This window comes from Desemzia sp. FAM 23990, from assembly GCF_045528485.1.
In the GTDB taxonomy this organism is placed as follows: domain Bacteria; phylum Bacillota; class Bacilli; order Lactobacillales; family Carnobacteriaceae; genus Desemzia.
This window is the reverse complement of sequence record NZ_JBGQQW010000002.1, coordinates 41,145-65,400: the sequence shown is the minus strand read 5'-3', so window position 1 is coordinate 65,400 and position 24,256 is coordinate 41,145. Positions and strand designations below refer to the sequence as shown.

19 protein-coding genes and 3 other annotated features are annotated in these 24,256 nt (G+C 38.8%); of the genes, 15 read left to right on the top strand and 4 right to left on the bottom strand.

Going from position 1 to position 24,256, the window contains the following annotated elements; genetic code table 11:
• Nucleotides 1-225: 225 nt before the first annotated feature.
• Nucleotides 226-1,218 carry an asparaginase gene (locus tag ACEN4I_RS01115; RefSeq protein ID WP_407102476.1) on the bottom strand — a complete coding sequence of 331 codons (993 nt, stop codon included), beginning with the start codon at nt 1,216-1,218 and terminating at the stop codon, nt 226-228.
• Nucleotides 1,219-1,293: 75 nt separating this feature from the next.
• Nucleotides 1,294-1,464 (bottom strand): hypothetical protein, encoded by a 171-nt coding sequence (locus ACEN4I_RS01110; RefSeq protein ID WP_407102477.1) that lies wholly within the window; start codon nt 1,462-1,464, stop codon nt 1,294-1,296.
• Nucleotides 1,465-1,754: 290 nt separating this feature from the next.
• On the opposite strand from ACEN4I_RS01110, the gene ACEN4I_RS01105 reads away from it, so the two are divergent.
• A complete protein-coding gene (locus ACEN4I_RS01105) occupies nt 1,755-3,092 on the top strand; it encodes a uracil-xanthine permease family protein (protein ID WP_407102478.1) in 1,338 nt (445 codons plus the stop codon).
• A gap of 175 nt (nt 3,093-3,267) precedes the next feature.
• On the opposite strand, the gene ACEN4I_RS01100 is transcribed toward ACEN4I_RS01105, so the two are convergent.
• Nucleotides 3,268-4,056: a general stress protein gene (locus ACEN4I_RS01100; protein WP_407102479.1), complete on the bottom strand. Its 789-nt coding sequence runs from the start codon at nt 4,054-4,056 to the stop codon at nt 3,268-3,270.
• Nucleotides 4,057-4,302: 246 nt separating this feature from the next.
• Between ACEN4I_RS01100 and ACEN4I_RS01095 the strand changes: the two genes are divergently transcribed.
• The 4 genes from ACEN4I_RS01095 (at nt 4,303) to nusG (ending at nt 6,918) form a co-directional block, all read left to right on the top strand.
• Entirely contained in the window at nt 4,303-5,622 is a 1,320-nt protein-coding gene (locus tag ACEN4I_RS01095; RefSeq protein WP_407096017.1) for an HlyC/CorC family transporter, read from the top strand.
• 214 nt (nt 5,623-5,836) lie between these two features.
• Complete coding sequence (gene rpmG, locus ACEN4I_RS01090; RefSeq protein WP_204212123.1) at nt 5,837-5,989, top strand: 50S ribosomal protein L33; 153 nt, start codon at nt 5,837-5,839, stop codon at nt 5,987-5,989.
• A gap of 31 nt (nt 5,990-6,020) precedes the next feature.
• Complete coding sequence (gene secE / locus ACEN4I_RS01085) at nt 6,021-6,200, top strand: preprotein translocase subunit SecE (RefSeq protein ID WP_407096016.1); 180 nt, start codon at nt 6,021-6,023, stop codon at nt 6,198-6,200.
• Between the two features lie 169 nt (nt 6,201-6,369).
• On the top strand, nt 6,370-6,918 hold the full coding sequence (nusG, locus tag ACEN4I_RS01080) for a transcription termination/antitermination protein NusG (RefSeq protein ID WP_407096015.1): 549 nt from the start codon (nt 6,370-6,372) through the stop codon (nt 6,916-6,918).
• A 681-nt stretch (nt 6,919-7,599) separates the two neighbouring features.
• Here nusG and ACEN4I_RS01075 read toward each other — a convergent pair.
• On the bottom strand, nt 7,600-8,394 hold the full coding sequence (locus ACEN4I_RS01075; RefSeq protein ID WP_407096014.1) for an NRDE family protein: 795 nt from the start codon (nt 8,392-8,394) through the stop codon (nt 7,600-7,602).
• Between the two features lie 146 nt (nt 8,395-8,540).
• Between ACEN4I_RS01075 and ACEN4I_RS01070 the strand changes: the two genes are divergently transcribed.
• From ACEN4I_RS01070 to ACEN4I_RS01025, 10 genes are all read left to right on the top strand, one after another.
• Nucleotides 8,541-9,092 (top strand): hypothetical protein, encoded by a 552-nt coding sequence (locus ACEN4I_RS01070; RefSeq protein WP_407096013.1) that lies wholly within the window; start codon nt 8,541-8,543, stop codon nt 9,090-9,092.
• A gap of 598 nt (nt 9,093-9,690) precedes the next feature.
• Nucleotides 9,691-10,116, top strand: a complete 426-nt coding sequence (gene rplK, locus ACEN4I_RS01065; RefSeq protein WP_407096012.1) for a 50S ribosomal protein L11 — start codon at nt 9,691-9,693, stop codon at nt 10,114-10,116.
• A gap of 98 nt (nt 10,117-10,214) precedes the next feature.
• A complete protein-coding gene (gene rplA / locus ACEN4I_RS01060; protein ID WP_407096011.1) occupies nt 10,215-10,904 on the top strand; it encodes a 50S ribosomal protein L1 in 690 nt (229 codons plus the stop codon).
• Nucleotides 10,905-10,961: 57 nt separating this feature from the next.
• Nucleotides 10,962-11,090, top strand: a sequence feature (ribosomal protein L10 leader region).
• Nucleotides 11,091-11,152: 62 nt separating this feature from the next.
• The gene (gene rplJ, locus ACEN4I_RS01055) at nt 11,153-11,653 is read left to right on the top strand and encodes a 50S ribosomal protein L10 (protein WP_407102816.1); all 501 of its coding nucleotides are present in this window, start codon (nt 11,153-11,155) and stop codon (nt 11,651-11,653) included.
• Between the two features lie 78 nt (nt 11,654-11,731).
• Nucleotides 11,732-12,100: a 50S ribosomal protein L7/L12 gene (rplL, locus tag ACEN4I_RS01050; protein WP_407096009.1), complete on the top strand. Its 369-nt coding sequence runs from the start codon at nt 11,732-11,734 to the stop codon at nt 12,098-12,100.
• Between the two features lie 219 nt (nt 12,101-12,319).
• The gene (locus tag ACEN4I_RS01045) at nt 12,320-12,925 is read left to right on the top strand and encodes a class I SAM-dependent methyltransferase (RefSeq protein WP_407102815.1); all 606 of its coding nucleotides are present in this window, start codon (nt 12,320-12,322) and stop codon (nt 12,923-12,925) included.
• A gap of 98 nt (nt 12,926-13,023) precedes the next feature.
• Nucleotides 13,024-13,289 (top strand) — a binding site (T-box leader).
• 60 nt (nt 13,290-13,349) lie between these two features.
• Nucleotides 13,350-13,608, top strand: a binding site (T-box leader).
• Between the two features lie 148 nt (nt 13,609-13,756).
• A complete protein-coding gene (locus ACEN4I_RS01040; RefSeq protein WP_407102814.1) occupies nt 13,757-14,572 on the top strand; it encodes a MetQ/NlpA family ABC transporter substrate-binding protein in 816 nt (271 codons plus the stop codon).
• Nucleotides 14,573-15,186: 614 nt separating this feature from the next.
• Nucleotides 15,187-18,741: a DNA-directed RNA polymerase subunit beta gene (rpoB, locus tag ACEN4I_RS01035; RefSeq protein ID WP_407102813.1), complete on the top strand. Its 3,555-nt coding sequence runs from the start codon at nt 15,187-15,189 to the stop codon at nt 18,739-18,741.
• 118 nt (nt 18,742-18,859) lie between these two features.
• Nucleotides 18,860-22,483, top strand: a complete 3,624-nt coding sequence (gene rpoC, locus ACEN4I_RS01030) for a DNA-directed RNA polymerase subunit beta' (protein ID WP_407102812.1) — start codon at nt 18,860-18,862, stop codon at nt 22,481-22,483.
• A 215-nt stretch (nt 22,484-22,698) separates the two neighbouring features.
• Nucleotides 22,699-24,165 (top strand): NAD-dependent succinate-semialdehyde dehydrogenase, encoded by a 1,467-nt coding sequence (locus tag ACEN4I_RS01025; RefSeq protein WP_407102811.1) that lies wholly within the window; start codon nt 22,699-22,701, stop codon nt 24,163-24,165.
• Nucleotides 24,166-24,256 lie beyond the last annotated feature (91 nt).

Genomic DNA, 24,256 nt, shown 5'->3' with positions numbered 1-24,256 from the left:
AACTACCATATCGGTTGAAATTTATTCTCGATAAGGTATATAAGAAGCTCTTAACTACCATATCGTTTGAATTTTATTCTTGATAAGGCACATAACAAGCTCTTAACAACCATATAGAGTTTATTTGGTTAATGATATGGTAGTTAGAATGCTTCTGATCGTCACGTGGACTTAATTAGAAACGGAATAATCAAGAGTCAGTCCTTACAGCTCTGTTTCACTTTTTTAGTAAAGAATGTCCTTAGCAATAGTCGTATAGAATAACTCCTTGATTTTTTCTGGACTGGATTCCCTGCCCAAAGCCCACATGAGTTTGCAGACGACAGCTTCTGTGGTCATGTCGTAAGCTTCTAGCACACTGACTTTGTTTTTTAATTTGTGCCCTACTTTGTAGACTTCCATGTCACTGCCTTCGTTTGGGACTTGAGTTGTCATGACGATTACTTTGCCAAGTTTAGTCCACTTTTTGATGACGTCATAAAAGCCGTATTCCGGCAATGAAGGGATTCCTCCAACACCATAACTTTCAATAATGATGGCATCTTTTTTAGACAACATAAAGTCGAGCACTTCAGCTTCAGCTCCTGGGGTCAATTTGTACAAACCGACCTTGGAATTGATGAAAGGGTAGAAAGTTGGCTTTTCCATTTTTGGTTGTTCAATGAACTGGATCAAATGGCTATCTTGGATAATCGCAATATAAGGGTAGTTGATACTAGAAAAAGCATTGAAGCTTTTAGAATGCGTCTTTCGCGCACGGGTTCCTAAAATGACTTTTCCATTGAAGACGATTTGTACACCGCTTGCCTTGTCAGAAGAAGCGTACAAAAAACTATCGTAGAGGTTCGTTTTAGAATCACTGATTTCCATATTGATTGGTTTTTGAGAACCGGTAATCACGATTGGTTTTGGAGAATGTTGGATCATGTAAGATAAAGCAGCGGCTGTATAAGCCATGGTATCCGTACCATGAGTAATGACAAAGCCATCATACTGGTCATAATGTTCTCGAATGGTTTCCGTCAAAAGTGTCCAGATGTCAGGAGATATATTGGTGCTGTCGATATTGCAGACTTCCAGCGTATCGATCTCACAAAGCTCAGAAATGCTGGGTATGTAATGCAGAATATCCGCTGAAGACATTTGTGGATCTAACCCATCTGGTGTTGCTGCAGAAGCAATTGTTCCGCCTGTGCCAATCATTAAAATCCGTTTCATAATCATGCTCCTTACATCTGTTTTATTGTCGTGAAATTAAGAACTCCTATATAGTCTTGATAAATAAAAATGGCTTTATTTTGGCCAACCTAGATAAATAGCGAACCCGATTAAGGTAATACCTGTTAACGAGCTAAGTTTGCTTAAATAACTTTTCGAAGGGCCTGTCTTTCCTTTAGGAATAAATCCATTAATCAACAATCCTACTCCTAAAATAAATGATATCATCATGATCCAAAATCCCATATAACTCCTCCTCATAACATAAATATCATGTGTGCAAATGTCCTCATTCAATTGTATTGTACCTTTTTTAGGAAGAAACCAATAGATAAGATAATTTAAAAAAAGAATAAAGTTTCTAGTTGTAATCCACACCCAATACTGCTACAATCATTTACAGCAAAGTCCTTTTAATTTGATCCTGTGAGATCGAGAAGGGTAACAAATCGAATATATTTGATACCAGAGGTCCTTTTGCGAATAAAAAATTCACATAGGGGCATTTTTTTATGCCCAGGAGAGGAAGTATTGGTATGGCTGTAGAGCAAAAAAAATTATTGTTGGACATTGAGGAAAAACCACCAGTAGCTAAAGGTTTGTTATTGAGTTTTCAACACGTTTTTGCCATGTTTGGAGCAACTATTTTAGTACCATTGATTCTAGGAATGCCAGTTTCCGTAGCTTTATTAGCAAGTGGAGTTGGAACATTGATTTATCAAATCGCTACAAAATCAAAAGTACCCGTATATCTTGGTTCTTCATTTGCATATATTACAGCAATGGCTGTGGCTATTCAGCAAATGGGCGGGGATATCAGTGCAGCTCAAACAGGAGTTGTTTTAGTCGGGTTATTGTATGTTTTAATAGCAGGATTTGTGAAATTACTAGGAACAAAATGGATCGATAAATTGTTGCCGCCGATCGTAATTGGGCCAATGATCATGGTGATTGGTTTAGGGTTAGCCGGCTCTGCAGTCACGAATGCAGGATTTGTAAAAGGAGGCGACTTGCGTCACATCGTTGTAGCTATCAGTACCTTCTTGATCACAGCGTTTGTCAATACAAAAGGAAAAGGATTCTTCAAGATCATTCCCTTCTTGATTGGAATCGTAGGCGGATATCTAGTCGCCCTAGCGTTGGGGTTAGTAGATTTCACGGCAGTCACTGAAGCCAGTTGGTTTGAAGTGCCGGGTTTGCGTTTGCCATTTGCAACGCCTTGGTTCGAGCATTACGAATTTTACTTTGGTCCGGAAACACTAGCGATCTTGCCAGTCGCATTAGTAACCGTTTCTGAACACATTGGAGATCATACTGTTTTAGGGAAAATCACCAATCGTCAATATTTAAAGAATCCTGGTTTATCTCGTACATTGATCGGTGATGGAGTAGCAACAGCTGTGTCAGCTTTGATCGGAGGCCCTGCGAATACGACTTATGGTGAGAACACCGGGGTTATTGGAATGACCAGAATCGCCTCAGTGTCCGTTATTCGTAATGCTGCTTTTATCGCGATCGGATTGAGTTTCTTTGGGAAATTTACAGCTTTGATTTCTACTATTCCAAATGCAGTTCTTGGAGGAATGTCTATCTTGCTTTACGGAGTCATCGCAAGCAATGGATTGAAAGTCTTAATTGAAGAACAAGTGGACTTTGGGAAAATCCGTAATTTGATCATTGCCAGCAGTATGTTGGTATTAGGTCTTGGAGGAGCGGTCTTGGAGATTGGCTCTATCATTACTTTCTCAGGAACAGCCTTAAGTGCGATTGCAGGAATTCTTTTAAACTTGATTCTGCCTCAAGAAACAGAATATATGCCAGATGAGCAAATCGAACCTGCAGCAGAGAAGAACGCTGTTAGTGCAAATGAATAAAAACAAGCAACACAAACTTAAACAGGGACGGAGAATTTGTTTCTCCATCCCTGTTTTTAATTTCTAAAATGAGTTTTCTGGAGGAGTATTTTTTACGTTCCCTATTAGATCAATTAGAGGAATAAAGGGAACGCAAATTGATTGCCAGTGCTCCAATGGCTTCGGTGCCGTAGTTTTAGTTGTCTGAACGTGAAGGGTCATCGGAATAGGGTGGTACAACAGTATCATGTGTTCCCGGTCTGTTTCCTCTAATCAAATCATCTGAATCTACAAGTCCAGTGCGTTCATCTGATGCAGGAGAGCCTAAGGAACCTTCAGGCATAGAAGTATCTACAGTCTCATCCGGCAGCATATTTTCATCTGTATCGGCAAGAAGGTTCGTGTCTATAGAAGTATCTACTTCATCTTCATAAGAGTAATCTGATTCGCCTCCCAGTACAGCATCCTCTGAAATAGAAGGAGTCCGGGCATTTCCGGGATTAGAATTTGGTACATAATGACTATTGCGGCGTTTTTCATCCATATCGTCTTCGTTATCTAAAACAGGAGGGATACTGGACGGTTCTTCGTCAGTAGGATCAGCTACTACATGTTCTTCACTAGTGACAGGAGGCGTGCTGTTGCTGAAATCAGTTGCACCTGCCTCACTTGAAAAATCATCTACCAATAAGACAAGTTTTCCATTATCAATGTCATCTTGATAAGGTTCTAATATGTCTTCGTCTGCTTCATAACCAGAGTCATCACTTGAGAAGACATCTTTGATTTTCTCCCACATAGATTCATCCGTGTCTGCATGTTCAGTGTTGATTTGTGCATCTGCAGCTCCTGAGAATCGGTCGTAAGCCTCTTTATTCGATATTAAGGTAAGCAATGTTCTATCGTAGCCTTGATGAATTAATTCCTCAATAGCTTGATTCGCTTCTTCAGTTGTTGCATAACTTCCTTTAACAAATTTTCCCATATTTCGTTCCTCCTTAGTGATATTTACTGTACCTTTAGTGTAAAGAGATTTGAAATAAACAGCAAAACATATGCGTTGGAAATTTTTTTCTAGAAGAAGTTTAGACATCCAGTTCCAGCAAATTAAACCCTGTATAGCCATAGAGTGTTCACGAGGCAGCTCAAAAAATAAACTAAAACTTGTAGGGGATAAAAAGACATGCTATCATAGGAAATAAAATGAATTTTTAGGGGGAATAACTGTTACATGGACAGTGATAGTATAAGGTACATTATCTTTTTAGGACTGCTCATAGCAGCATCTGGATTCTTTTCTGCTTCTGAGACAGCTTACACATCGTTAAATCGTATCCGTTTGAAAAATATGGCAGATGAGGGAAACAAGAAAGCTTCTTTAGCGTTGTCTCTAGCAGACAACTACGATATGCTTCTGTCTACTATTTTAGTAGGAAACAATATCGTAAATATTTTAGCTTCATCTTTAGCCACCATTTTATTTGTAAAGTATTTTCCGGTAGCCGGCGTAACCATTTCAACAATTGTTATGACGGTATTGGTATTGATTTTTGGGGAGATTTCTCCAAAAAGTATTGCCAAAGAAAGACCTGAAGTTTTTGCAGTAAACGTTGCACCATTTTTAAGAATTCTTATGGTATTGCTGACACCAGTTAATTTTTTCTTTAAATCATGGAAAAAATTACTGAACAAGATGTTTACTTTTGAAGCTGATGACAGCATCAGCGAAAAAGAATTGTTATTTTTGGTGGATGAAGCTCAAAATAGCGGTGGGATTGAAAATCACGAACATCAATTGATCCGATCAGCGATTACGTTTAATGAGTTGGAAGTGCAAGATATTCTAACGCCTCGTGTAGATGTTGTGGGAACAGATGTTAATAGCAGCTTGGAAGAAATGGAAGAATTGTTTCTTACAGAAGGTTATTCAAGAATAGTACTTTATGATGACTCAATTGATAAAGTCGTAGGTGTTTTGCACCAAAAAGATTTTTATGCTTTCAGCAAGAACTTGGACAATCCTCAAGCAAATAAAAATATTCAATCCATTATAAAAGATGTCATTTGGACGCCAGGGAATATGAAAATTTCTAAGTTGTTGAAACAATTGCAATTGGAAAAAGCTCATTTGGCGATTGTCAGTGATGAGTATGGTGGAACGATTGGTATAGTGACATTAGAAGATATTCTAGAGGAACTCGTTGGAGAAATCTGGGATGAGCATGATGAAGTGACAGAAGAAGTGGTGAAGATAGACGATACTACTTATCGCATTGCGGCTTCTGCCAATTTAGATAAAATGTTGACTTCGTTTGGTATTGAAGAAGAGTTCGTCTCCAATACAGTGAGCGGTTTTATTATAGAACAATTGGGTAAATTGCCGGATGAGGGAGAAGCTTTCATCTACCACAATCTTAAAATAACCGTTACTAAAGTGAGGTTTAGACGGATTTTAGAGACCCTTGTTGAAGTGATTCCTGCAACTGCTGAAACAGAAGATGCATTTTCTCTTAATGAGATGAACCAATCATTTGATACCGTTAAAGGTTAGAAATGACGCCCTATGAGCTTCGATAGCGGATTTGGCTGCTATGCTTATAGGGCATTTTAAATCAAACTAACAGGTCTCTAGGAATCAGTTTACTACCTTCTTGCAGGTTGAAAACAGCTACCTTCTTGCAGGTTGAAAACAGCTTGACAGCAAAGGGAAGTAATGGTAAATTGTGACCGATACCTTAGTTTTTAAGAAAGAATAGGTGAAAAAATTGAGTGCGAAAAAAACAGCTTTAGCATGCACTGTTTGCGGCTCGCGTAACTATACAGCCCGCGCAGGTGAAACAGCAAGATCTGAACGGTTAGAAATCAAAAAATTCTGTAAATATTGCAATAAACATACTATGCATCGTGAAACTAAATAATAGAGTCTACACATAGTCTGGAGGGAATGTAGTGGGAAAAGTAAAAAACTTTTTTGGCGGTGTTCGTCAAGAAGTGCGCCAAGTGACTTGGCCAACAGGAAAAGAACTGAGAAAATATACGGTTACTGTCTTTGGAGTAGTCATCCTGTTTGCAATTTTCTTCTTTGTAGTTGATTTTGCAATCACATCTTTACTAGATTTGTTCATCTAAAAAACAATATTGTTGCCATATGACTAGCACAAATGCTTGACTAATGGTATACTGAGTGCAATAAATCATCACGCAGAACCTTCCTTATATGATGGAGAAGGTTTTTTTGTGTGTTTAAATTAAACGATGCGAGTATAATGAATTATAACCTATACAAGGAGTGTTAATAATGGAAGAATTGGAACTTGAAAAACAATGGTATGTGCTGCATACGTATTCTGGCTATGAAAACAAAGTCAAACAGAACATTGAATCTCGTGCAAACAGCATGAACATGGAAGAACACATTTACAGAGTGGTAGTACCTGAAGAAGAGGAACACGAAGTAAAAAATGGGAAAGAAAAGATCAAAATGAAAAAAGTCTTTCCTGGGTATGTATTGGTAGAAATGATCATGTCAGATGACTCTTGGTATGTTGTACGTAACACTCCAGGTGTAACTGGTTTTGTTGGTTCACACGGTGCGGGAAGCAAGCCAGCTCCATTATTGCCGGAAGAAGTAAAATCTATTTTACGCAGCTTGGGCATGAATACACGTCATCAAGAAATTGACTTTGAAGTTGGTGAAACAGTTACGATTGTTGAAGGAGCCTTCAATGGTATGACTGGTAAGGTAACAGCAATTGATGAAGAAAGAGCAAAATTAAAAGTGAACGTTGAGATGTTCGGACGTGAAACAAGTACAGAATTAGAATTCGATCAAGTAGACAAACTATAGAGAGTGGAATAAGGCGTTTGGCTTTCCGGAAATAAGCCCGCCACCAACAGTTAGGTGTTGTTCCTAACTGTTGGTGCCGGACTTATTGGCGTGTAAGCTGCCTTACGCAACTCGTTTTAGATAGAGAGTGGAATAAGGCGCTTAACTTTCTGCAGCTTGTTTAAAAGGAATGAAGGAACTGGGGAAAAAGTCACTTTTTAATAATAATTTGGATCTTCATCTTCTAGCGTTGGTAAAGAAATTTTCTCCGGTCTACGGGGTTGCTTATGAAAGCCATGGGAACGCCTTGAGCCGAAAAACGCGTCTCAAGGCTTGCAAGCGTCAAGCTAAGCGTAACGGCTAAAGCCTAACGCTCAGTAATTGCCATGATTGTTGCTGCTTCAGCAGCTTGCAATCATGGTACACTTGGGCGGACGTCCACAGTGTTTCCTTTTTTTGCATCCTTTTTCATGGCTATAAGCAACCCCATATTCCTCCAAAAATTTCTAGGAATGATTTTTTTAAAGGTTTAGGATTTATTTTTTTCCTTACCAACGTCAAATGTTTTAGAACCAATAATTTATAAATCTGAGTAATTAAAAACACCGTCAAGTCAAGGATCCTTCTTCCTAGATTTGACGGTGTTTTCTAATTCAGCTAGTTATTCCCCAGCTCCTCTTTTTTATCTTCTGAGAAAAAATCTTAGGTATCAGAACTCAAAGAAAAGCTGTAAAGATTTTCTTCTATTTGTCTTTCTTCGTTGAAACGACGTTCTACAAAAGTAACGTGGTTTTCTTGGTCAACTAAGATAACGGTAGTGCCGATAGTCCCGTATTCTTTCGTGCGAATAAAAATGGCAGAAGCAGCTTCTTCGAATTCAATAGGAAGACCGGTTTTCGGCAATGCTTCTTTTGGAGCGGTCTGTTCGTCTGAAAACAAAGCGAATAATTGATCGGTGAGTTGTTCTTTCGAGCCGCTTAGTTGCTTTATTCTACTGGTAACTGTGGCAACTTTAGGCCAGGGAGTATCTAGAGTAGCATTGCTTAAACCATGTGTGCCAGGCGTTAACTCATTTAGCTGATTTTCACTATTATTATAATGAAGAAATTGACCTTCAAGAATGTTGCCGAAGATTAAATTATAGCCGTCATACTGATGTCTAGTATTGATTAAATCATCCGCATATTCAGCGGCTGTTTGATCACCGGTTAAAAAGTTTTTGACTAAAGTGCCTCTGGAAGTCAAAAAAGCTTGCGGATCTTCAGACGTCTGTCTAGTAGAAACTTTTCGACAATTTGTGAGGGCTGCGAATTTACCCTGTTTGGTCAACCCCAGCCAAGTGCCTTTTTGGAGTTCGTCTTGACCAGCTAATAACTCGGGATGGTCTTTCCAGAAGTGAGCAGATTTTGTAGGTCTGCGATAAGCTTCATCGCGGTTAGCAGCAAACACAAATTTATAAGCGCCGTTTTGATGGAATTTTAAGCCGATATTGCACATAATATCCTCCTCGGTTTCAGTGGTTGGTCCTTTCAGTATACAGTAATGAGATAAAATAGGGGTATAAAGTGTATTGGCTTAAAATCGATGTCGTAAACAAGTTTTGTGCTATACTAAATGAAATTAAGTTCAAGAGGTGAAGGTAAATGAGAGAAATTATATTGATTCTTTCAGAAATGATGAATCGAATCCACGATGTCCTTATGTATGGAATAGGGATCGACATGTCAGATAAAGAATTGCATTTTTGGGTGATCGGTTTTATTGGATTAATAACATTTTTAGCAGTGTTCGTCTTAGCAAAAATTATTCAAAAATTGAAATTCAGTACAACGATCCTTTCGTTTATCTTTACTTTTGTAGTGATGACAGTATTTGTATTTGCTATCGAAATCCAGCAAGCTGTTACCAATAGCGGGAATATGGAATTTGCAGATGCTATTGCCGGGCTTTGGGGATTTGTTGTGTTCTTTGCCGTGTATGCGGTAATTGCAGGGATCTTTTATAACGCTTTTCGATTAGTTAGAAAGAAGAAGCGAAAGGCTAAACCAATTAAAAACAGTAACTATACTGGGAAACAAAAAAAGGTATCGGATCCAGACATTGTGGAAGAATGGAGCGAGGCTTCATCAGAACCAGCTCAGACGGTCAAATACAGAACTGAAGCCAGAAAACAACGAGAACAATCACGCGAATAGCGTTTTGTCTGTTTAATGAATGGCTCGAAAGTCAAAAAAAGAATGGTTAAAATGAAAAGCTGCATTAAAACAATAACTATTTCTTGATCCGATACCGCTGCGCTGATTGCTTTTGCAGAGATGCCCCAAAACAAAGGTATTTTTAAGCCATTTAAAAAGCTTTTCCTAAATGCTAACGATAAATCGGTCTTGAAATACTTATTTCTCCACGTCATACGCATGAAAAAATTTAAATAAAAAATAAGATTCCGATTCCGTTTGAAACTTGAAAGTTTGGAGACTACAGGCTCCAGACGGTCCCATGGCTTTCCACAAGCAAACCCGTCCATTCCGGAGGGAATTTCACCCCATAGAGCCGCCCCTACTTATTAAGAGAGCGTTTTAAAAAGAAGACCTTAATTTTTGGGAGAAAGTACTTTTCATGCGTATGATGGGTTATTTCTCTAAATCATATGATGGGTTATTTCTCTAAATCTTATTGACAAGATTTGGAAAGTGTAATATAATTCCATGGTACGTTTAGACGTATGTTTAAAGTGGGAGGGGAAATATTAACCCCATTCAACCACACCCGGACTAAATCAAGGAGGAATGTCTCGTGGCTAAAAAAGTTGTTAATGTCGTAAAATTACAAATTCCTGCAGGTAAAGCAAGTCCTGCTCCACCCGTAGGTCCAGCTTTAGGTCAAGCACAAGTGAATATCATGGGATTCTGTAAAGAATTCAATGCACGCACAGCTGACCAAGCAGGTATGATCATCCCTGTTGTAATCTCTGTATATGAAGACCGTTCATTTACATTTGTTACAAAAACTCCACCAGCTGCTATTTTATTGAAAAAAGCTGCAGGTGTTGAATCAGGTTCTGGTGAACCAAATACTAAAAAAGTTGCAACTGTTTCTCGCGCGCAAGTTAGAGAAATCGCTGAAACTAAACAAGAAGACTTAAACGCTGCATCTGTTGAAGCTGCAATGCGTATGGTCGAAGGTACTGCACGAAGCATGGGATTTGTTGTAGAAGACTAATCTGATTAAAGCTTCTCAGTATCTCTTCGTGAAGCTTGCTTTACGGAGAATAAGTGGGAGGTTTAACCGTTATAACCACAATCAAGGAGGAAAAAAACATGGCTAAAAAGAGTAAAAAATTCTTAGCTGCTTTGGAAAAAGTAGATACTTTAAAAGCATATTCAGTTGAAGAAGCTGTAGCTTTAGTAAAAGAAATTGATTACGCTAATTTCGATGCAACTGTAGAAGTTGCTTACCGTCTTGGAGTTGACCCTAAGAAAGCTGACCAACAAATTCGTGGAGCAGTTGTTCTTCCAAACGGAACAGGTAAAACACAAAGAGTATTAGTTTTTGCTAAAGGCCCTAAAGCTGCTGAAGCAGAAGCTGCAGGAGCAGATTACGTAGGTGATTCTGATCTTGTTCAAAAAATCAATGGTGGATGGATGGACTTCGACGTTGTTGTAGCAACTCCAGACATGATGGGTGAAGTTGGACGTCTTGGACGTGTCTTAGGACCTAAAGGTTTAATGCCTAACCCTAAAACAGGAACTGTTACAATGGATGTAACTAAAGCTATCAACGAAATCAAAGCTGGTAAAGTAACTTACCGCGTGGACAAACAAAGTAATTTGCATGCTCCAATCGGTAAAGTATCTTTCGATGCTGATAAATTGATCGAAAACTTTAGAACTATCCAAGATACAGTGTTGAAAGCTAAGCCTTCAACTGCTAAAGGTGTTTACATTAAAAACATCACTATTACATCAACATTTGGCCCAGGGGTTAAAGTTAACCCTCAAGCATTCTAAAAAAATCATAAAGTTCTTGACCTAGATGATTAGAATTGGTAAAATCATCTAGGTTAAGAATAAATTGAATTATTACCGAAGACAGTAGGTGGCATTTGCCTTAATTTCCTACCGAGGATGATATGTCGTGAATATACACTACACAATCTCTATGTCTACGGTGACATGGGATTTTTTGTTTGTCTAGGATTTTTTTTAAAAAGTCAAAATAAAAAATTCCCGCCAATTGATCAGGAGGTGAAATGTTAATGAGTGAAGCAGCAATCGCTAAAAAACAAGAATTAGTAGATTTAGCTACAACAAAATTCAAAGATGCTGCCGCAGTAGTCGTAGTTGATTACCGTGGATTAACAGTTGAACAAGTTACTGAATTACGTAAACAATTACGTGAAGCAGGAGTTGAAATGCGCGTTATTAAAAACTCTATCTTATCTCGTGCGGCTAGTACAGCTGGACTTGAAGGAATGGATGACGTATTTAAAGGCCCTACAGCCGTTGCTTTCAGTAACGAAGATGTTGTTGCACCAGCCAAAATTATTGCTAATTTTGCTAAAGAAGCAGAAGCTTTAGAAATTAAAGGTGGCGTTATCAGTGGTAAAGTTTCTTCAGTAGAAGAAATCAACACACTTGCAACACTACCAGACCACGATGGTCTACTTTCTATGTTGCTATCTGTACTTCAAGCACCAATCCGCAATACTGCACTTGCAGTCAAAGCTGTTGCAGAACAAAAAGAAGAAGTTGCTTAATTAAAAGCACTATTCTTTCAATCAACAAACAAGCAAGTTAATAAAAAAACTAAAACATTATAAACGGAGGAACTAACAATGGCATTAAACATTGAACAAATTGTTGCTGACTTAAAAGAATCAACAATCTTAGAATTAAACGACTTAGTAAAAGCAATTGAAGAAGAATTTGGCGTAACTGCTGCTGCTCCTGTAGCTGCTGCTGGTGGAGCTGGAGAAGCTGCTGCTGCAGAACAAACTGAATTTACAGTTGAATTAACAGATGCTGGATCTGCTAAAATCAAAGTTATCAAAGCAGTTCGTGAAGCTACTGGCTTAGGCTTGAAAGAAGCTAAAGCATTAGTTGACGAAGCTCCTAAAGCAATCAAAGAAAACATCTCTAAAGAAGATGCTGAAGCATTGAAAGAAGCTATTGAAGCTGCTGGTGGTTCTGTAGAAGTTAAATAATCATTTTTTAAATGATCATTTAGTTCTATAACGAGCGAAAAGGTGTGAATCGGAAACGATTCACACCTTTTTTCTTTGTGTACATTGGCTGGTTTAGGCTGCCTAATGTAGAGAAGCGGCTTTAACGGATTGTCTAAAGCCCTCAAGCCGGATATAATAGGTTAAAATAGAGGTATCTATTTGTAAGAAGGAAGATACGAGTAAAGGAGATCAAGAAATATGTCTGATCATTATTATACTAGCAATCCAAATGCTAAAAGCAATATTGATTCATGGAAGTTTACTTTGCGCGGACACGAATTTACTTTTTTAACAGATTCAGGTGTGTTTTCTAAAGCGACGGTTGATTACGGCTCGCGTGTATTAATTGAAACAGTTGATTTCAGCCAATTACCTGAAGGTGACTTATTAGATCTTGGCTGCGGCTATGGTCCGATGGGATTATCCTTTGCTAAGGAAGAGAACGAACGTAAGGTAGAGATGGTAGATGTCAACGAACGAGCGATTGGGCTGGCTCAGCAAAATGCTCTTAAAAACAAAGTGACGAATGTGGATATACACCAGTCCAATATTTACGGAAATGTAAAAGGTACTGAGTTTGCCGGGATTTTCAGCAATCCGCCAATTCGAGCTGGAAAACAAGTGGTTCATGAAATTCTGACGGGAGCTTATGATTACCTTAAGACAGGTGGAGCTTTAGTGATCGTGATTCAAAAGAAACAAGGTGCTCCAAGTGCGAAAGAAAAAATGAACGAGACTTTTGGCAATGCAGAAGTCATTGCAAAAGATAAAGGATATTGGATTATCCAAAGTGTGAAAGAATAGATCATGCTATTCTTTCTTTTTTTGGTTATTTTGATTGACTTCTGTGGAAGTAATTTGTAAACTAAATGATAAGTTAATTAGAAATTAGAAATAGATAATAAAACGCTGTGAAAAGAAGAGTATATTCAGAGGAAACCTTAAAGAGAGCCTTGTTTGGTGAAAATAGGCAGGAGCGAATGAATAGAAGATGGTCTTGGAGCGGGATGGACGAGTAAGGCAATTAGTAAATGAGTCCATAACGGATGCACCCGTTACAGTGCCTCAGTACAATATTCTAGATTTTTGTACTGATTGAGACAAACACAGTGATGTGCTTGTAAAACAAGGTGGTAACACGAAATTGATATTTGCTTTCGTCCTTGAAAAGAAGTTCTGTAAAGAGCTTTCTTTTTGAGGGCGATTTTTTTATTCTAAATTAAATACACTAAATGCGATGAAGAGAAAAGTATGTTTGCTGTACAACAATGACAGAGAGCCTGAGAGCTGAGAACGGGTTTGTTGGTGCAAATGGAAAATGGCCTCTGAGCAAGGATACCGAATGCTTTTAAGTGTACGGCTGTCATGGGTGCGCCCGTTAAAGCGTCAGAGTATCGAGATGAATTCTTTGTACTTGTTGAGGAATTGTTTGAAAAAGCAATTTGAAAAAAGGTGGTAACACGAACTAATAAACGTTCGTCCTTTTGGTTGAACTGAGTTCAGTCAAAAGGGCGGCGTTTTTTTATTTTTTGAAGGAGGGATCATAATCTTAAGGTGTGCTCGAAATTATTTTAAATACGTATATTTTTATAAAGCAGCTGGGTGAACCCAGAATTAAACCAAAGAGGTGGAAACATGAAAAAATTCAAATCATTCATACTTACTATATTATCTATTGCAACATTAATTGTTCTTACTGCGTGTGGTGCGGCATCTGGAGAAAGTCAAACGGTCAAATTAGGGGTAGTCGGAGAAATCAATGAACCTTGGGAATACGTTAAAGAACAGTTGGCAGCAGAAGGAATCGAGATCGAATTGGTGAAATTTTCCGATTATAGTACGCCGAACCGAGCTTTAGCGGATGGGGAAATCGATATGAACTCCTTCCAAACAAAAATCTTTATGGAAGCTTTTAATGAAGATACAGGAAATAATCTGACTTCTATTGGGGATACTGTTATTGCGCCATTAGGAATCTATTCTCAAAAAATAACAGATATCAGCGAGATCAAAGAGGGCGACAGTATTGCCATTCCAAATGATGCGTCAAATGAAGGGCGGGCGTTGCTGTTGTTGCAGACAGCTGGTTTGATTGAGGTCGATCCTTCTAAAGGGCAAGTTCCTGTTGTAGAAGATGTGACGTCTAATCCGCTGAATCTACAATTTGAAGTGATAGATTCAGCTCAAACAGCACGTGCTCTGGAGGATGTAACAGCTTCTGTCATCAATAGCGGGATGGCAGTCGATGCTGGATTTATTCCAACTGAGGATGCGATTTTCTTAGAACCAGTAACGGAAGATTCAGATCCTTACTACAATGCTATCGTTGTGCGTGAAGAAGATAAAGATAATGAGTTGTATCAAAAAATCGTGGATGTCTATCAAACAGATGGAACTAAAGAAGTTATTGAAGAAAGTTCAAAAGGCTCCTCCATCCCAGTGTGGGAATAACGGATAGAGTGAAAAAGACTGACTGAGGATTTTTTTGAGGCTGTTGAAAAGATGTAGTTTTATTTCAAAGGTGATCTGATTAGAAAATGAAGGCGAGGAAATGGTGAATATACCAGTCCTCGCTTTTTTTACGTTACCTATTGCATTAATTATTCGGATAAAGGGAACGCAAAATTAAATTGCGTTCCCTTTAAGATGATATTATCTTAGAAAAGGAACGCAAACTGGATTTGCGTTCCTTTTAGAGCTTAAATTTTGACAAAAGGTCACGTAAATTGACTTTCGCTACTTCAGCAGCCGCGTAGTTTTTTTCGGCAGTCTTTTTTTTGATGAATAAGAAAGAAAAAAACTTCCTTTATAGTATTGACTATTGCTTTAAAGGAGTGTAAAATAAATAGATGCAAATACTATCTAAAAAATAAGCTTTTGGTTTGAAATATTGTCCAAATCAAAGGGTTATGTATGTAAAACAAAAGAAAATGTGCTTTTTCTGAAAAAGTTACGGATCTTTTGGTTTTTTTTTGCCTAAAAACAGGTTGTGATTTCTATTCTTAATAATTGTAATCTAAACGTAATAAAAGGCGGCATACTAGATATGAATAATCATTTGAGGGGTGAACAGGTTGGCAGGCCACTTAGTAAATTACGGTAAACACCGTACACGTAGAAGTTATGCACGTATCAATGAAGTTTTAGAACTGCCGAATCTGATTGAGATTCAATCAGACTCATATCAATGGTTCTTAGATGAAGGATTGCGTGAAATGTTTAGAGATATTTCACCAATTGAAGACTTCGCAGGAAACTTATCATTAGAGTTCCTTGACTATACATTACAGGAACCAAAATACACGGTATCAGAAGCTCGTGCTCATGACGCAAATTATTCCGCACCTATATACGCAAAATTACGTTTGATCAACAAAGAAACTGGAGAAGTGAAAGACCAAGAAGTCTTCTTCGGTGATTTCCCGTTAATGACTGAAATGGGAACGTTCATTATCAATGGAGCTGAACGTGTTATCGTTTCTCAATTGGTTCGTTCACCAGGTGTTTATTTCAATCTGAAAATCGATAAAAACGGCCGTGAAAGCTTCGGAACTACTTTGATTCCTAACCGTGGAGCTTGGTTGGAATTTGAAACAGATGCTAAAAACATCTCTTATGTGCGTATTGACCGTACACGTAAAATTCCATTGAGTGTTCTTGTTCGTGCATTAGGATTCGGCTCGGATGATCAAATTCTAGAAATCTTTGGTGAAAATACTTCACTAGGATTAACTTTGGAAAAAGACATTCATAAAAACGCTAGCGACTCTCGTACTGAAGAAGCCTTAAAAGATGTTTATGAACGACTACGTCCAGGTGAACCAAAGACAGCAGACAGTTCAAGAAGCTTGTTAACAGCTCGTTTCTTTGATCCAAAACGTTATGACTTGGCAGCTGTAGGTCGTTACAAAGTAAATAAAAAATTAAGCTTGAAAACGCGTTTGTTCAATCAAACAGTAGCTGAAACGTTGATCGATTCTGAAACAGGAGAAATTATCGTTGAGGCTGGTACATTATTAGACCGCGACCAAATGGATAAATTAAATGACTACTTGGACAACGGCTTAAATAGTGTAACTTTCTATCCAAATGAAGATGGTGTAGTTCCAGAACCCATCAAATTGCAAATTGTAAAAGTTTACTCTAAAGAAAACCCTGAACGCATTGTAAATGTTATTGGAAACGGAAATGTTTCTGAAGACCACAAACACGTTACACCGGCTGATATTTTATCTGCTATGAGTTACTTCTTTAACTTGCAAGAAAGCATCGGAAACGTAGACGATATTGACCACTTAGGTAATCGTCGTATTCGTTCAGTAGGTGAATTATTGCAAAATCAATTCCGTATTGGTTTGTCTCGTATGGAACGTGTGGTTCGTGAACGTATGTCTATTCAAGATATGTCTACTGTTACACCACAACAATTGATCAATATTCGTCCAGTTGTAGCATCAATCAAAGAATTCTTTGGTTCTTCTCAATTGTCTCAATTCATGGATCAAACTAACCCATTAGGGGAATTGACTCACAAACGTCGTCTATCAGCATTAGGACCCGGTGGTTTAACAAGAGACCGTGCCGGATATGAAGTTCGTGACGTTCACTATTCTCACTATGGCCGTATGTGTCCGATTGAAACGCCTGAAGGTCCTAATATCGGTTTGATCAATAGTTTATCCAGTTTTGCGAAAGTAAATAAATTTGGATTTATTGAGACTCCTTACCGTCGTGTTGACCGTGAAACAGGTAAAGTAACTGGAAAGATCGACTACCTGACAGCTGATGAAGAAGATAACTATGTCATTGCTCAAGCAAATGCTATTTTGAATGAAGATGGTACATTTGCAAATGATGTTGTATTAGCTCGTTATAAAGATGAAAACTTGGAGATGGATGTAGCTCGTGTAGACTACATGGACGTTTCTCCTAAACAAGTAGTTGCCGTTGCGACAGCATGTATTCCTTTCTTGGAAAACGATGACTCGAACCGTGCCTTAATGGGTGCGAACATGCAACGTCAAGCTGTACCGTTGATCAAACCAGACGCTCCTCTTGTAGGGACTGGTATGGAACACGTAACAGCTAAAGACTCTGGAGCTGCTTTGATTTGTAAAAATGACGGTATTGTAGAATACGTCGATGCTGATGAAGTTCGCGTTCGTCGCGACAATGGCGCATTAGACAAATATACAGTTATCAAGTTCCAACGTTCTAACTCAGGTACTTCTTATAACCAAAACCCTATCGTTGCTAAAGGCGACCGCGTAGACAAAGGCGAGATCCTAGCTGACGGTCCTTCAATGGATCAAGGAGAAATGGCTCTTGGACAAAACCCGGTTATTGCTTTTATGACTTATGATGGGTACAACTTTGAGGATGCTATCATTATGAGTGAACGTTTAGTAAAAGACGACGTTTATACTTCTATTCATATTGAAGAATATGAATCAGAAGCTCGTGATACAAAACTTGGACCTGAAGAAATCACTCGTGAAATTCCAAACGTCGGTGATGACGCACTGAAAAACTTGAACGAAATGGGTATTATCCGTATTGGTGCTGAAGTAAAAGATGGTGATTTATTAGTAGGTAAAGTAACTCCTAAAGGGGTAACGGAATTATCTGCTGAAGAACGCTTATTGCACGCAATCTTTGGAGAAAAAGCTCGTGAAGTTAGAGATACATCCTTGCGTGTACCTCACGGAGGCGGCGGTATTGTTCATGATGTGAAAATCTTTACTCGTGAAGCTGGGGACGAATTATCTCCAGGTGTCAATATGCTGGTTCGTGTGTACATCGTTCAAAAACGTAAAATCAACGTTGGAGATAAGATGGCGGGTCGTCACGGTAATAAAGGGGTAGTTTCCTTAATCTTACCTGAAGAAGATATGCCATTCTTACCAGATGGTACACCAATCGATATTATGTTGAATCCACTAGGGGTTCCTTCTCGTATGAATATTGGGCAAGTATTTGAAACTCACATGGGTATGGCTGCTCGTCGTTTAGGTATTCGTATCGCAACGCCAGTATTTGATGGTGTTCGTGAAGAAGACTTATGGGCTACTGTTAAAGAAGCAGGAATGGCTTCAGATGCTAAAACCGTATTGTATGACGGACGAACTGGTGAACCTTTTGACAACCGTGTAACCGTTGGGGTTATGTACATGATCAAATTGGCTCACATGGTCGATGACAAATTACACGCTCGTTCAACTGGACCATACTCACTTGTTACACAACAACCATTGGGTGGTAAAGCTCAATTTGGTGGACAACGTTTTGGTGAGATGGAAGTTTGGGCTCTTGAAGCATATGGAGCTGCTTATACTTTACAAGAAATCTTAACGTACAAATCAGATGATGTTGTTGGACGTGTGAAAACTTATGAAGCTATTGTTAAAGGAGAACCAATTCCTACACCAGGTGTTCCTGAATCTTTCCGTGTATTAGTCAAAGAGTTGCAATCTCTTGGATTAGACATGAAAGTATTGGATGCACAAGATGAAGAAATTGAATTACGCGATATGGATGATGACGATGATATCGGAACTGTCGATGCGCTTAGCAAATACGCTGAAGAGCAAGAAAAAGCTAGACAACAAGATTCTGAATAAGAGGTAGTTAGAGTTGATTCCAAAGTAATTGGAATCAGCTCTGCACCTTATTCAATAAAAAGAACGAAACAATTCGAGCAAGTTAGGGCAGCTCAAAAAATAAAGGGAGGTAGGCCCCTTGATAGACGTTAATAATTTTGAAAGCATGCAAATCGGTTTGGCTTCTTCTGATAAAATCCGCAGTTGGTCTTATGGAGAAGTTAAAAAACCTGAAACTATCAACTATCGTACGCTAAAACCTGAACGTGATGGTTTATTCTGTGAACGCATTTTTGGCCCATCAAAAGACTGGGAATGTGCTTGTGGGAAGTACAAACGTATTCGTTATAAAGGAATCGTTTGTGATCGTTGCGGCGTTGAAGTTACTCGTTCAAAAGTACGTCGCGAACGTATGGGTCACATTGAATTAGCAGCACCAGTAACACACATTTGGTACTTTAAAGGTATTCCGAGCCGTATGGGTCTTGTATTGGATATGAGTCCTCGTGCGTTAGAAGAAATCATTTATTTTGCTTCTTATGTAGTTATTGAACCAGGTAACACAACGCTTGAAAAGAAACAATTGTTAACAGAAAGAGAATATCGTGAAAAACGTGCGCAATACGGAAATGAATTCAAAGCCGGTATGGGTGCTGAAGCGATTAAACAATTGTTGGACGATGTAGAATTAGGTAAAGAAGTTGAAGAGTTAAAAGAAGAGTTAACTACTGCAACTGGTCAAAAACGAACTCGTGCGATCCGCCGTTTAGATATTTTGGAAGCATTCCATTTATCTGGCAACCACCCAACTTGGATGGTAATGGACGTAGTTCCGGTTATCCCGCCAGAAATCCGCCCAATGGTTCAATTAGAAGGCGGACGTTTTGCAACAAGTGACTTGAATGACTTATACCGTCGCGTAATCAACCGTAACAACCGTTTGAAACGTTTATTGGACTTGAATGCACCAAACATCATTGTTCAAAATGAAAAACGTATGTTGCAAGAAGCAGTAGATGCATTGATCGATAATGGTCGTCGCGGCCGTCCAGTTACTGGACCAGGTAACCGTCCATTAAAATCTCTTTCTCACATGTTGAAAGGGAAACAAGGTCGTTTCCGTCAAAACTTGCTGGGTAAACGTGTTGACTACTCTGGCCGTTCCGTTATCGTAGTAGGACCGACATTGAAAATGTACCAATGTGGTTTACCGAAAGAAATGGCTGTTGAACTATTCAAGCCGTTTGTAATGAGAGAATTAGTTGAACGTGGTATTGCGAATAACATCAAAAATGCGAAAAGAAAAATCGAACGTTTAGACGAAGATATCTGGGACGTTTTAGAAGAAGTTATTCGTGAACACCCAGTTCTATTGAACCGCGCACCAACATTGCACAGATTAGGTATCCAAGCTTTTGAGCCTATCTTAGTAGAAGGAAAAGCGATTCGTCTGCACCCATTAGTGTGTGAAGCTTACAATGCCGATTTTGATGGTGACCAAATGGCGGTCCACGTACCGTTAAGCGACGCTGCTCAAGCTGAAGCACGTATTTTGATGTTAGGTGCACAAAATATCTTGAACCCTAAAGATGGTAAACCAGTTGTTACACCATCTCAAGATATGGTTTTAGGTAACTACTACCTGACAATGGAAGAAGCTGGACGTGAAGGCGAAGGAATGGTATTCAGCAGTATTGAAGAAGCTGAATTAGCTTACCAACAAGGATACGTTCATTTGCACTCTAGAGTAGGGATCCAAGTTTCAGATATCCGAAACAAACCATTTACTGAATGGCAAAAGGATAAAGTCTTGATCACTACTGTTGGGAAATTGATTTTCAACCAAATCATGCCTACAGAATTCCCTTACTTGAATGAACCGACACAAGTCAACTTGGAAGTTAAAACTCCAGACAGCTACTTTGTTGAATATGGAACAAACATTCCAGAACACATTGCTAAACAAAGTTTAGTAAAACCATTCAAAAAGAAAAACTTAGGAAATATCATTGCAGAAGTCTTCAAACGTTTCAAAGTTGCTGAAACTTCAAAAATGTTGGACAGAATGAAAAACTTAGGTTACAAACATTCTACAAAATCTGGTATCACAGTAGGGATCGCAGATATTGCTGTCTTGAAAGAAAAAGAACAGATCTTGGAAGATGCGCATAAACAAGTTGAAAAAGTTACAAAACAATTCCGTCGTGGTTTGATTACAGATGAAGAACGTTATTCAAATGTTATCGACATTTGGAATGCTGCTAAAGACACGATTCAAGAAAAACTGATGGAAGTATTGGATGACAGAAACTCTATCTTTATGATGAGTGACTCTGGTGCCCGTGGTAACATCTCAAACTTTACTCAGTTAGCTGGTATGCGTGGATTGATGGCTGCTCCGAACGGACAAATCATGGAATTGCCGATCACTTCGAACTTCCGTGAAGGTCTAAGTGTTATGGAAATGTTTATCTCTACCCATGGGGCTCGTAAAGGTATGACCGATACAGCCTTGAAGACAGCCGATTCAGGTTACTTGACTCGTCGTTTGGTTGACGTAGCACAAGATGTTATTATCCGTGAAACAGATTGTCATACAGACCGTGGTTTAGTAGTTCATCCTATCAAGAACGGTAATGAAATTATCGAAACTCTTGAAGAACGTCTATTAGGTCGTTATACGAACAAATCGGTTATCCATCCAGAAACTGGCGAAGTTATCATGGAGAAAAACCAATTGATTACAGAACCATTGTCTAAAACGATTATTGACGCAGGTATTAAAGAAGTTACTATCCGCTCTGCATTTACATGTAATACTCCTCATGGTGTATGTAAATACTGTTATGGACGTAACTTGGCTACTGGTAGCGAAGTTGAAGTTGGGGAAGCAGTTGGAACAATTGCCGCTCAATCAATCGGAGAACCAGGTACTCAATTAACCATGCGTACGTTCCATACAGGTGGGGTTGCCGGAGACGATATTACTCAAGGTCTTCCTCGTATCCAAGAAATTTTTGAAGCTCGTCATCCGAAAGGTCGCGCAACGATCACTGAAGTTACTGGTGAAGTTGTTTCGATTGAAGATAAACAAGCCGAACGTATTAAAGAAGTTACCATCAAAGGTGCTACAGATACACGTAGCTACACTGTTCCTTACACTTCTCGTATGCTAGTAGAAGAAGGGGACTTGATTCACCGTGGAGAAGCATTGATTCAAGGTTCTATTGATCCTAAAGAATTGATCGATATCAGCGATGTATTAACCGTTGAAAACTATATGTTGGGTGAAGTTCAAAAAGTATACCGTATGCAAGGGGTAGAAATCGGAGACAAACATATTGAGGTAATGGTTCGTCAAATGTTGCGTAAAGTACGTATCCTTGACCCAGGTAATACAGATTTATTACCAGGTTCTAAGATCGACATCCATGAATTTACTCAAAAGAACAAAGAAGTTCTTATGTCTGGTGGATTACCTGCTACAAGTCGCCCAGTATTGCTTGGAATCACTAAAGCATCACTTGAAACGAATAGTTTCTTGTCTGCTGCTTCCTTCCAAGAAACTACTCGTGTCTTGACGGATGCTGCTATCCGCGGTAAACGTGATAACTTACTAGGATTGAAAGAAAATGTTATCATCGGTAAAATCATTCCAGCTGGTACAGGAATGCGCAAATACCGTAAAATGGATCCAAAAGGAATTGGCGTCGTAAGCGAAAATGTTTACAGCATCAATGACCAAATGGAGAGCGAAGAGTAAGGCGTTCAGCTCATCGAATATAAACCAACAACCGACAGATGGATATTTTTTCTATCCGTCGGTTGTTGTTTTTTTGCGCATTTTTTAGGTGATTAGGAATTTAGAGATAGCGTCCATCGGGTTGAAGCAGGCAGCCAAAATGTGTATCAGTTTAGACCGTTTAGCATTTATGTTATTTTGAATATAGAATGAAATCTAATAGGAGGCGAATCTATTTGACAACAAGACAATCATTACCAGAAATTCAAACCAATCTGTTTATTGACGGACAGTGGGTAGAAGGCTCAATGGATAAAAAAGCTGTTATCAACCCTGCGACAGGAGAAGAATTAGTACGTGTTTCGCAAGGTGGAAAAGAAGAAACGAAGCAAGCTGTCGAAGCAGCTAAAAAGGCTTTTCCGATTTGGTCCGGTATGGAACTGAAGGAACGAGTAGCTATTTTACACAAGGTTGCTGATTTAATTGAAGAAAATGCAGAACGCTTGGCTTTAATAATGACGTTAGAACAAGGGAAACCGTTAAAAGAAGCAAAAGGTGAAATCAAAACAGATGTTGAAAATATGCATTGGAATGCGGAAGAAGCAAGACGTGTGTATGGAGAAACTATCCCAGCACCAAATAATCACAAGTTTGAAGTGAAAAAACAACCAGTAGGAGTAATAGGCGCCATTACTCCTTGGAATTTCCCATCCAATATGATTGTGCGTAAAATATCTCCAGCAATTTCAGCGGGGTGTACTGTTGTACTGAAACCAGCAGGGAATACGCCTTTATCCGCTATTGCTATTTTTGAACTATTTGAAAAAGCCGGTTTACCGAAGGGTGTTGCCAACTTAGTAATGGGTTCAGCGAGTGAGATCGGTGAAGCATTTGCTGAAAGCAGTGATGTACGCAAATTAACGTTTACGGGTTCAACCAAAGTAGGGCAATTGTTGTATAAGCAATCAGGACAAACGCTGAAGAAGATTTCGTTGGAACTGGGTGGACATGCGCCTTTTATCGTCTTTAAAGATGCGCCTATTCAACAAACCATTGATGCCCTCGTAGCAATGAAGTTTAGAAATAACGGTCAAGCTTGTACGGCGCCTAATCGTATTTTCGTAGAAGAGCCTATCAAAAAAGAATTTACCGAAAAACTCGTTAAAGCAGTAGAAAAAGTAACAGTGGGTAACGGACAAGATGATGTAATGGTAGGTCCGCTGATCAATGAAGAAGCACGGGAAACTATTGATGGCCAAATCGCAGATGCTAAAGATAAAGGCGCTGAGGTTTTAATCGGTGGCGGAAGACTGGTTGAAGGGGAATATAAAGATGGATTTTTCTATCAACCAACTGTTATAGATAGAATAACGACTGACATGGATATCTTTTATGAAGAAACATTTGGACCAGTCATTCCAGTGATTTCATTTGATAATGAAGATAAAGTGATTGCATTAGCAAATGATTCTCATTTTGGTTTAGCTTCATATGTGTTTACGAAGGATTTACGCTTAGCGGAAAAAGTGAGTACTGAGTTGGAATATGGTTTAGTAGGCATAAATAATACAGGTGTCTCTCAATCAGAAGCGCCATTTGGCGGGGTAAAATATTCTGGTTTAGGTCGTGAAAACGGGAAATATGGAATTGAAGAATTTCAAGAAGTGAAATTTGTACACACCACTTACTTTACAGAAAACTAAATACCAATGTTTTTTAAGCTGTAGACAGTCGTGTGTCTCAACTGATTGCTCCTTAAATAATAGAAAGAGTACGGCTTTATCACAAACAGAA